The 9918-nt window shown below is 70.4% G+C and carries 9 protein-coding genes; 4 read left to right on the top strand and 5 right to left on the bottom strand.

The window, feature by feature from the left end; genetic code table 11:
* Positions 1-476 precede the first annotated feature (476 nt).
* The 3 genes from ACZ4EG_RS42730 to ACZ4EG_RS42720 form a co-directional block, all read right to left on the bottom strand.
* Positions 477-1406 carry a hypothetical protein gene (locus ACZ4EG_RS42730; protein WP_467794471.1) on the bottom strand — a complete coding sequence of 310 codons (930 nt, stop codon included), beginning with the start codon at positions 1404-1406 and terminating at the stop codon, positions 477-479.
* An 89-nt stretch (positions 1407-1495) separates the two neighbouring features.
* A complete protein-coding gene (locus ACZ4EG_RS42725; protein ID WP_467794470.1) occupies positions 1496-1702 on the bottom strand; it encodes a DUF397 domain-containing protein in 207 nt (68 codons plus the stop codon).
* Entirely contained in the window at positions 1683-2534 is an 852-nt protein-coding gene (locus ACZ4EG_RS42720; protein ID WP_467794469.1) for a helix-turn-helix domain-containing protein, read from the bottom strand. Before ACZ4EG_RS42720 ends, ACZ4EG_RS42725 begins: the two co-directional genes overlap by 20 nt.
* A 119-nt stretch (positions 2535-2653) precedes the next feature.
* On the opposite strand from ACZ4EG_RS42720, the gene ACZ4EG_RS42715 reads away from it, so the two are divergent.
* A complete protein-coding gene (locus ACZ4EG_RS42715; protein ID WP_467794468.1) occupies positions 2654-3265 on the top strand; it encodes an ATP-binding protein in 612 nt (203 codons plus the stop codon).
* A gap of 117 nt (positions 3266-3382) precedes the next feature.
* Here the strand turns inward: ACZ4EG_RS42715 and afsS are convergent, their stop codons facing one another.
* Positions 3383-3568: a regulatory protein AfsS gene (gene afsS / locus ACZ4EG_RS42710; RefSeq protein ID WP_453554841.1), complete on the bottom strand. Its 186-nt coding sequence runs from the start codon at positions 3566-3568 to the stop codon at positions 3383-3385.
* 216 nt (positions 3569-3784) lie between these two features.
* Positions 3785-6733, bottom strand: a complete 2949-nt coding sequence (gene afsR, locus ACZ4EG_RS42705) for an SARP-family global regulator AfsR (RefSeq protein WP_467794467.1) — start codon at positions 6731-6733, stop codon at positions 3785-3787.
* Positions 6734-6941: 208 nt separating this feature from the next.
* Here afsR and ACZ4EG_RS42700 point away from each other — a divergent pair, with 208 nt between their 5' ends.
* From ACZ4EG_RS42700 to ACZ4EG_RS42690, 3 genes are read left to right on the top strand one after another with little or no spacing between them, the layout of a single operon-like run.
* Positions 6942-8174, top strand: a complete 1233-nt coding sequence (locus ACZ4EG_RS42700) for an amidohydrolase family protein (protein WP_453554845.1) — start codon at positions 6942-6944, stop codon at positions 8172-8174.
* Entirely contained in the window at positions 8171-9100 is a 930-nt protein-coding gene (locus tag ACZ4EG_RS42695; protein WP_467794466.1) for an LLM class F420-dependent oxidoreductase, read from the top strand. The genes ACZ4EG_RS42700 and ACZ4EG_RS42695 overlap by 4 nt, the downstream gene beginning before the upstream one ends.
* Before the next feature lie 9 nt (positions 9101-9109).
* The gene (locus ACZ4EG_RS42690) at positions 9110-9880 is read left to right on the top strand and encodes an SDR family NAD(P)-dependent oxidoreductase (RefSeq protein WP_453554849.1); all 771 of its coding nucleotides are present in this window, start codon (positions 9110-9112) and stop codon (positions 9878-9880) included.
* Positions 9881-9918: the final 38 nt, after the last annotated feature.

Genomic DNA, 9918 nt, shown 5'->3' with positions numbered 1-9918 from the left:
GCGCTCCACCGCCCACTGGCCGCAAGCCGCTAAGCCCACCCGGCGTGCCGCCACCCGGCTCCCGCGCTCCACCGCCCACTGGCCGCAAGCCGCTAGACCGGCCCGGCGTGCCGCCACCCCGCTCCTGCGCCCCACCCCCACTGGCCGCTTGCCGCTAAGCCCACCCGGCGTGCTGGCGAGGTGCGAGTGCGCACCCGTCAACACCGGCCCAGACCGCAGCCGACGTCCATCGCGAACCCCGTCAAGCGGCCACCGCCTTTCCGGGCCGCTCGCTCGCTTCTCACCCGTGCTGGAACGCCCCTAGTCAAGGGTGGCCCGGAGGGCCATCGCCGAAGGCGACGCGTAGCGATAGCGGAGCGCCCTTTACTCGGGGCGTGGAAGCACGACACTGACAAGAAGCGGGCGGCCCCAACGGTCACTTGAAATCGACGCCGGCCTAAGAAGCCTTCCCTGGCCGGAAATCCCACGGAACCGGCTCAACTCCGGCCGGCCATGGCGTCCCGCTGGTCCTGCGCAGCCAGCGTCGCCAGGGCACCCCGGATCTCCCCGATCATGTGTGCTGGCCGGTGGAAGACATCCTCGGCGCTGTAGCGGAGGAGTCTTCTGATCTCGGGGCACTGGTGGAGTTGGTTGTAGCGGGCGATGTCCCGTCGGTGGGAGTCGCGGGTGCCGTGATAGGCGAACCCCTCGATCTCCACGGCGAGGCCGGCCGCCCGGAAGAAGAAGTCGACGAAGCAGCGGCGGCCGTCCGGGGTATGTAGCTCGGCTTGGCTCTCGGGGCGGAGCCCGGCGTCGTACATCCGCAGGCGGGCGATGGTCTCGGCCGGTGAACCCGCGCGAGGGTCGCACAGCGCCAGCCACTTGAGGGCCCTGACCGTACCGCGTGAAGGGACTTCGAGCGCGGCGGCGATCGAGTTGAGCCTCATGAACGGGGCGCGGCGGACGCGTCCGACTGTGCGGTGGGCGAGAGCGGAGTCCACGGCGACGATCGCGTCGTCCCTGGGGCCGTCCCGGAGCAGGTCGATGAGGGTACGGCCGGGAGAGGTGACCCGCAGGCCCTGCCGCTCCACCACCTCCGTCTCCGCAAGGGACGTACGGTGCACGCGCACGCCTCCGTCCCGGCGCCGGAGAGTGAGCCCTGGGTCGATGAACTCCAGGGGTGCCCTCTTGCCACCGGTCAGGGTCTCGATCCGCCAGACGGCGGCCGCCGAACGGTGGCTCACCACCAGCCGGGGTTCGAGGAGTTGCGTCGCCCGGAGCCGAGTGAGGAGGTCCAGGTCCCGTCCAGGCTCGACCCAGGCGCCGAGCCGGAGCAGGGTCCAGCCCTCACCTCGTAGCGCCCGCGTGAGGCTCCGCCGGGGCCAGCCAGCCTCGACGGCTCGTGCGGTGATGAGGATGCCCCTCACCGCCAGCGTCCTTAAGTCCCTTCCCTCCACCTGGTCAAGATCGCAGAATCCGCGATCCGCCGCTTTGTCCTGTGGATAACCAGGCGCCGTCAGACCTTCAGGGCGGCGACGAACGTGGTCCAGGTGGACGGGGGGAAGAGCAGTACGGGGCCGTCCTGGGCTCGCTTCGAGTCACGGACGGGGATCACCATGCCGGGGTGAGCGATCGAGACTTCGACGCACTCGCCGCCGCTCCCGTTGCTGTAGCTGCTCTTGCGCCACTGGGCGGTGCTCAGGTCAATCCCGGTGCTTGCCATCTCGGTAGTCCTCTGCCGCTTGTTCGACCATGGCCAGGGACACCTCTGGCGCGAGTGCCGCGGCCCTGAGCAGATCGTACGACCTGCGGTAGTCCTTCACGAGCGCTGGATAGTCGATGAGTTGGCCATTGTGGAGGCCCTCGGTGTAGGCCACCGGTGGGGCATCCGGGAAGGTCATGACCCTCATCATGCCCATCATGAACGGGTGGGCGTGCGCCGATTCCGGGAGGATCTGCAGAACGCCTTGCGTGGAGCGGATCACGTGAGCCATGTGCTCCAGTTGTACGGCCATCTCGGTCGACGGCAGGAGTGGCTTGCGGACGAGGGACTCATGCAGGACCGCCCAGAACGACGGCTGCTCTTCGTGTTTCCAGATCTCCGCGCGCTTCAACCTTGCCTGGACCTGCTTGTCGACCGTCTCGGGCGGCAACCATGGGAGCGATGTGCGAACGACAGCCTTGGCGTAGGCCTGGGTTTGCAGCAAGCCAGGCACGAGCATCGGCGCCCAGTCCTCAATGGACTCCGCATGCTGCTCCATCTCCGCCACATCCGCGAAGTACTCCGCATGCCCCGACTGCCGTGCCCTGCGGGCATCTTCGCAGCGTCGCTCGAAAAAGCCGTCCGTCCCCAGCACCTTGTCGACGTGCCGGGCCAGATCCAGGGGCATGCGCCGCTCGCCCCGCTCGATCTGGCTCAGGAAAGGGACGCCTCGGAAGCTTCCCTCCGCCAGCTGTTCGAGCGTGAGGCCGGCCAGCTCCCGTTGGTAGCGCAACTCGGCGCCGTAGAAGGAGGGGACGTTCGCCGAGGCGTCGGGGTCTTTGCGTGGGGGCACAACTCATCACCGCCGTTTGCCAGATGCGTTTGCGCAGCCGAAACGGCTTCAACGCTACGCGGCTCGACGTCATGGTGTGACTGATCCGTCACAGAACGCACTGGAAGGTGTAAGCGACCGTGCCCCCACAGCCGTCCTCCCCTGGTTCCGGTGTCTACGACACGACCCTCTGCGTGGAGGGACTGCGCGACGCCCTCGCCGCCCACGGCATCAAGCTGCCCTCGCTCCGAGTGGACCTGCCGAGCTTCGCGGCGACGCCTCAGGCATCCGCGGGCCTGGTCGCGCTCGGCAGCTGCAACACCGCGACCGCGCGCAAGCTCACCGCGGCGTTGTCGCGGGGTGACGGCCGGGTGCCGAGTCCGCCGCCTCTGGACCTGGATCTCCTCGCCGTACCCGAGGCGGTGCCGGGTCTGCGTCGTACCGTACGCCGGTATCTCGGCGCCCCCTGTTCCGGCGTCCAGCTCTGCGTCACCGAGCTCGTCAGCAATGTCATCCGGCATGTGGGGGAGGGCACCCTCGTCCGTGTACGGGTGGCCCGTACGGACGGCGACCGCATTCGCGTCGAGGTCTCGGACCCGGCCGGGCGAGCCCTTCCCGTCTCCCTGCCGGCCACGCCTGACGATGAGACGGGACGCGGACTGACCTTGCTGGATGCGGTGACGGTGCGGTGGGGAGTGGAACAGGGGGCGGTGGGCAAGACCGTGTGGTGCGAGCTGGCGGAAGCCGAGTGAGTGGTGAGTCCTGTGGGCCGACCCGCCTTGGAGCGGCTGGGTCCTGCCCCTGGACACACCTCGGCCGCGGCGGCCTCCCCTCCGCACCGCCGCGGCCGATCCCCCTTGGGGTGAGGCTTACTTGCCGTTCAGGTCCAGGGCGGGCGGCGCCGGCATGTGGTTGTCCATCGTCTTGATCGTGTCTGCGGCGGGCTCGGTCGGCATGTGGTTGTCGAGCGTGGTGACGGTCTCGTCCGCCGCGGGCTCGCTGGGCATGTGGTTGTCCAGCGGAGTGGCGGCCGCGTCCTTCTTCTTGTCGCTCATGTGCTTGCGTCCTCTGTTGTGGTGACGAGTCAGAAACGCCCGCCCGGAAGCTCCCCCGAGGGCTGCCGGACGGGCGTTCGGAGCCGCACATTAACCGGTCGGGCTCCGGGTCGGACCATCTGCCCCCCGACGCGATGGTCTGATGGGTATGAGCGTGCCAGGGAGCGATAAACGAATGCTGAACGTCCGCAACCCGCCGGCGGGAGGCCCTCTCCTCTATGCGGCCGCGGTCGAGTTGAGCAGGGCCCTTACCTCGTTGGCCTCACTGGCACAGTTCTGCTCATAGAGGTTGAGAGCCTCGTGCCAGCACACCTTCGCCCGGTCCATCTGCCCCAGCGTCGAGAGGGCACGCCCCAGGAGGGTCAGAACGTTGCCGCGCATCCGGTCGCCACCGATGCACCCCAGGGCGAGGGCCTGTTCGGCGTGTTGGGCAGCTTCCGTCGGGCGGTGTGCGGCCATGTGCACTTCGGCAATGCGGAAGTTGGTCGCGCCCTGCCAGAGCCGCTGCCTGTGATCGCCGAAGATGGCCAGGGCTTCGGAGAACTGACCGAGTGCCTCGCGGTGGCGTCCCGCCTTGGTCAGAGCAACGCCCACGGCGAAGTGCCCGTTGGCGAGGCGCATCGTCCGGCCCAACTCCACGTACACCGCGAGTCCCTTCTTGGCGATCTCGACCGCCTCCGCGATGTTCCCGACACCCAGATGGGCTCGGGACAGGTTGGAGAGGGCAGATGCTTCGCTGCCACGGTTCCCGGCCTCACGGAAACCCTGGATGGCTTGGCCGAACAGGACCCTGCCGTCCGCGAAACGCCCTTGGTGCAGGCAGATGATGCCCCGGTTGTTGGCCACCCAACTCGCGGCTGTCGCATCCCGCTCCGTTGTCGCCAGCTCCATTGCGACGCGCGCCTCGGCCTCGGCCTGTTGAATCCGGCCGGAGACCAGGAGGACGTCCGTGAGGACAGTTCGCGCCCGGCCCTCGGCCCGCGCATCCCCCGCCGCCCGGGTCGCCTCGCACATCGCTTGGGCCGTCGTCTCGTACTGATGCGAGTTGGCCCCCGACTCGGTCAGATCCTTTGCCGCCCACAGCAGATCCACGCCTCGCCGGAGCCGCTCGGTGCCCGCCGACTGCCGTACACACGCCAGCAGCGGTGCCGCCTCGCTGTACAGCCAGTCCAGAGCCGCCGTGCCCTCGCTGAAGCGCAGTCCCGGGAACTCCGTGGGTTCCAGGCTGTCCACCAGGCGATCCCCCGGCCGCTCGATCGCGTAAACCCCCGCCGCCGTCGCCAGATAGAAGTCCAGCAACCGCGACATCGCCGCGTCCCGCTCGCTCGGCGGCTGCTCGTCCCGTTCCGCGCAGGCACGCGCGTAGAGCCGGACCAGATCATGGAAGCGGTATCGGCCGGGCGCCGCCGATTCCAGCAGTGAGGTGTCGACCAGGGCCTCCAGAAGGTCCTCCGTCTCCTCCACCGGAAGGTCCAGGACCGCCGCAGCCGCCGCCAGGGACATGTCCGGGCCGTCGGCCAGGCCCAGCAGGCGGAACGCGCGGGACTGGGACGGCTCCAACTGGCCGTAGCCCAGCTCGAACGTTGCCTTGACCGCCAGGTCGCCCGCCTGGAGTTCGTCCAGTCGGCGCCGTTCGTCCGCGAGCTTGGCCGCCAGGACCGAGACCGTCCAGGTGCGGCGGGCCGCCAGGCGGGAGGCCGCGATGCGGATCGCCAGCGGCAGGAAGCCGCACGCCGCCACCACGTCCAGGGCCGCCTCGCGCTCGCTCGCCACCCTCTCCTCGCCCACGATCTTCGTGAACAGGGAAAGCGCCTCGTCCGGTGACATTACGTCCAGGTCCACTAGATGCGCGCCCGCCAGATCCACCATCCGCACCCGCGACGTCACCAGTGCCGCGCAGCCCTCGGTGCCCGGCAGCAGTGGTCGTACCTGTGCCGCGTCCTTCGCGTTGTCGAGGAGGACCAGGACCCGGCGGCCGTCCAGCACCGAGCGGTACAGCGCCGCCCGCTCCTCCAGCGAGTCGGGGATGGAGGAGTCCGGGGTGCCCAGTGCGCGTAGGAAGGAGCCGAGTACCGTCTCCGGCTCCGCCGCCCGTGGGCCCGCGCCCTGTAGGTCCACGTACAGCTGTCCGTCCGGGAACGCCGCCCGTGCCTGGTGCGCCACGTGCACCGCCAGCGTCGTCTTGCCCACGCCCCCGATCCCGGCCAGCGCCGATACGGCCATCACCCGGCCCTCGGCCGACGCCAGCACCTCGCTCAGCTCGGAGACGAAGGAGGAGCGGCCCGTGAAGTCGGGGACGGTCGCGGGGAGTTGCGCGGGCCGCACCGGGACCGCCGCGGGCTCGGCGACCGGAGCGGAGGGTTCCGCGAGCGCCGGGTCCGCCTGGAGGATCCGCTGCTGGAGTTCTTTCAGGCCGGGGCGCGGGTCGACGCCCAGTTCCTCCGACAGGAGGCGCCTGGTGTCCGCGTAGACCGCCAGCGCCTCCGCCTGGCGGCCGCTGCGGTACAGCGCCAGCATCAGCAGCTCGCGCAGGCGCTCGCGGAGCGGGTGCGCCGCCGACAGTGCCGTCAGCTCCGACACCGCCTCCGCGTGGCAGCCCTGCTCCAGGTCCATGTCCAGGCGGGATTCGAGGAGTTGCAGCCGCCACTCCTCCAGGCGGACGCGCTGGGTGTCCGCGTACGGGCCGGGTACGCCTGCCAGGGGCTCGCCGTCCCATAGCCCCAGCGCCTGGTTCAGCACATGCCGCGCATGGCACAGATCCCCCGCGCTGCGCGCCTTCTCCGCGTCCGCCGCCAGGTCCTGGGCCGCCGCCAGGTCCAGCGCGCCCTCGCCCAGGCCGCGGACCGCGTAGCCGCCGGACTCACTGACCAGGACCCCGAGGTCCAGCACCTTGCGCAGCCGCGAGGCGTACGTCCGCACCGCCGCCAGCGCCTGCGAGGGCGGCTCGGCGCCCCACAGGGCGTCGATCAGCTCGGCCGCGGTCGCCGTCCTGCCCTCGCGCAGCAACAGGGCGGCGAGCAGCGCCCGCTGCTGGGGGGAGCCGGTGTTGAGCGGCTCCTCGCCGCGCCAGGCGCGCACCGGACCGAGCACGCTGAAGCGCAGCGCGGCCGGCTCCTCCAAGGAGCCGGGGCGCCGCTGCTCCGGTACCCGCGGTACACCGTCCATGCCCGTCCCCCTAGACATCCCGAACCACTCCGTCAGTTTGCCTTGTTCATGGCGGATGCGTCAGCCGTGCGAGACGCCGATCACAGCCCGGCTCACGGGAGTCCACAAGCCCCTCACAAGCTCTCCGCACAGTTCGGCACACACCTCACCATCACGGACGCCCGCACGATAGCTGACGGACCGTCAGATCGGCGCTACCGTGAGCGCCATGGACACCCGGACAGAACTGCCGGAGATCATCTCCGTCGACGACCACACCGTTGAGCCCGCGAACGTCTGGCAGGACCGGCTGCCGGCCAGGTACCGGGACACCGGGCCGCGTATCGTCCGCGCCCCGCTCAAGGACATGTCCTTCCTCGGCGGGCGGTTCAAGCCCGTGATGGGAAAGCAGGGGGATGACGGGCCCATCGGCGACTGGTGGGTCTACGAGGATCTGCACCGGCCCCTCACCCGCCTCGACACCGCCGTCGGCTACAGCAGGGACGAGATCAAGCTGGAGGTGATCACGTACGAGCAGATGCGGGCCGGGTCGTACGACGTTCCGCAGCGGCTCGCCGACATGGACGTCAATCATGTCCAGTCCGCCCTCTGCTTCCCGACCTTCCCCCGCTTCTGCGGCCAGACCTTCACCGAGGCCAAGGACCGCGAGCTCGCCCTGCTGTGCGTGCGCGCCTACAACGACTGGATGGTGGAGGAGTGGTGCGGGCCCGAGGCGCGCGGGCGGCTGATACCGCTCGGCCTCATACCCCTGTGGGACGCCGAGCTGGCGGCCGCGGAGATCCGCCGCAACGCCGCCCGTGGCGTCCGCGCCGTCGCCTTCTCCGAGATACCCCCGCACCTCGGGCTCCCCTCCGTCCACACCGACGACTGGGACCCCTTCCTCGCGGCCTGTGACGAGACCGGCACGGTCGTCGCCATGCACATCGGCTCCAGCAGCCGTATGCCCTCCACCTCCGCCGACGCCCCGCCCGCCGTCGGCTCCACCATCACCTTCGCCAACTGCTGCTTCTCGATGGTCGACTGGCTGATGAGCGGGAAGTTCGAGCGCTTCCCGAACCTCAAGGTCATGTACGCGGAAGGGCAGATCGGCTGGATCCCGTACATCCTGGAGCGCGCCGACGTGGTGTGGGAGGAGAACCGGGGCTGGGGCGGGGTCGCCGACAAGGTCACCCGGCCGCCCTCCGAGCTGTTCGCCGAGCACGTCTACGGCTGTTTCTTCGACGACGCCTTCGGGCTGCGCAACCTCGACTCCATCGGCGTCGGCAATGTGCTGTACGAGACCGACTACCCCCACTCCGACTCCACCTGGCCGAAGTCCAGGGAGGTCGGCGAGGCCCAGATGGGCCACCTCCCGGCCGACGTCGTCGAGCGGATCGTCCGCGGGAACGCCATCGAGCTGCTGGGACTCACGCGCGACGGACTCTGGAAGGGGTCCGCGTGAGCCTCGCCTACGGCATCCAGCTGCCCGTCCAGTCCCAGAGCACGATCTACGCCGAGGGCTGGGAGGCCGGCGCGGGCCCGGCCGACCTGGTGGAGCTCGCGCGGACCGCCGACCGCGCCGGGTTCGACTACATCGCCTGCTGCGACCACGTCGCCATCCCCCGGCGGCTGGCCGCGGCCATGAGCACGGTCTGGTACGACCCCGTCGCCACCCTCGCCCACCTCGCCGCCGTCACCGAGCGGGTGCGGCTGCTCAGCCATGTCGCCATCGTGGGCCTGCGGCATCCGCTCCTCACCGCCAAGCAGTACGCCACCCTCGACCACCTCGCGAGCGGCCGCCTGATCCTCGGGGTCGGCGCCGGGCACGTGGAGGAGGAGTTCACGGCGCTCGGGGTGGACTTCCGGCAGCGCGGGGCCGTGCTGGACGAGACGATCGACGCGCTGAGGGCCGCGCTGGGCCCGGACGAGTTCCCCGAGCACCACGGGAAGCTGTACGACTTCGAAGGGCTCGGGCAGCTTCCCCGGCCCGCCCAGACCCAGGTCCCCGTGTGGGTCGGCGGGTCCTCGCCCGCCGCCGTACGCCGGGCCGCGCTCAAGGGCGACGGCTGGCTGCCGCAGGGGGATCCGCGGGACCGGCTGCCCGCCCAGATCGCCGAGCTGAAGCGCATACGGGCGGAAGCAGGCGTCGAGTCGCCCCTGACCGTCGGAGCCATCACCGAGCCCCTGTACGTCGGCACGCCCGCCTGGGACGTCGGGCGCCGCACCCTTACCGGCGCCCCCGACGCCCTCGCCGAGTCGCTGCGCGCCTACCGGGCCATGGGCGTGGACCAGATCCAGGTGCGCTTCCGCTGTCGCAGCCGCGCGGAGCTCACCGACCAGATGACCGCCTTCGGGGCCGAGGTCGCCCCCGGGCTCGACCCAGGCTGAGGAGTGGACATGGGCAAGCTGGACGGACGCGTCGTGATCGTCACGGGAGCGGCGCGCGGACAGGGCGAGCAGGAGGCGCGGCTGTTCGCCGGGGAGGGCGCGAGAGTCGTCCTGACCGATGTGCTGGACGACCGGGGCGAGGAGCTCGCCAAGGAACTCGGCGCGCTGTACGTCCACCTCGACGTGGGCGAGGAGGCCGACTGGCGGAGCGCCCTCACGGCCGCCAAGAAGGCGTACGGCCGGGTCGACGGGCTCGTCAACAACGCCGGCATCCTGCGCTTCAACTCCCTCGTGGACACGCCCCTTGAGGAGTTCATGCAGGTCATACAGGTCAACCAGGTCGGCTGCTTCCTCGGTATGAAGACCGTGGCGCCCGAGATGACCGACGGGGGCACGATCGTCAACACCGCCTCGTACACCGCGCTCACCGGGATGGCGGCCGTGGGCACGTACGCGGCGACCAAGCACGCCGTCCTGGGGCTCACCCGGGTCGCCGCCCTGGAGCTGGCCGGCCGCCGGATCCGGGTCAACGCCATCTGCCCGGGCGCCATCGACACCGCGATGTCCAACCCGGCCCGGCTCGACCCGGACGCCGATCCCGAGGAGATGACCCGCGCCCTGGACGAGCTGTACCGCAAGCTCGTGCCGCTCGGCCGGATCGGCAGGCCGGAGGAGGTGGCCCGGCTGGCCCTCTTCCTCACCTCGGACGACTCCTCGTACATCACCGGGCAGCCGTTCGTGATCGACGGCGGATGGCTGGCCGGCGTGAGCGTGATCTGACTAATCGTCAGCTATTGACGGTGCAACCCCGTGGTGCC

The organism is Streptomyces sp. NPDC025638 (assembly GCF_055558775.1).
This window is presented reverse-complemented; position numbering and strand designations above follow the sequence as displayed.

Excerpts from the sequence above, each read along its gene's own strand:
- ACZ4EG_RS42725 (WP_467794470.1), bottom strand. The coding sequence starts at position 1,702 with ATGGCAAGCACCGGGATTGACCTGAGCACCGCCCAGTGGCGCAAGAGC.
- afsS (WP_453554841.1), bottom strand. The coding sequence starts at position 3,568 with ATGAGCGACAAGAAGAAGGACGCGGCCGCCACTCCGCTGGACAACCAC.
- afsR (WP_467794467.1), bottom strand. The coding sequence starts at position 6,733 with ATGGACGGTGTACCGCGGGTACCGGAGCAGCGGCGCCCCGGCTCCTTG.
- ACZ4EG_RS42700 (WP_453554845.1), top strand. The coding sequence starts at position 6,942 with ATGGACACCCGGACAGAACTGCCGGAGATCATCTCCGTCGACGACCAC.
- ACZ4EG_RS42690 (WP_453554849.1), top strand. The coding sequence starts at position 9,110 with ATGGGCAAGCTGGACGGACGCGTCGTGATCGTCACGGGAGCGGCGCGC.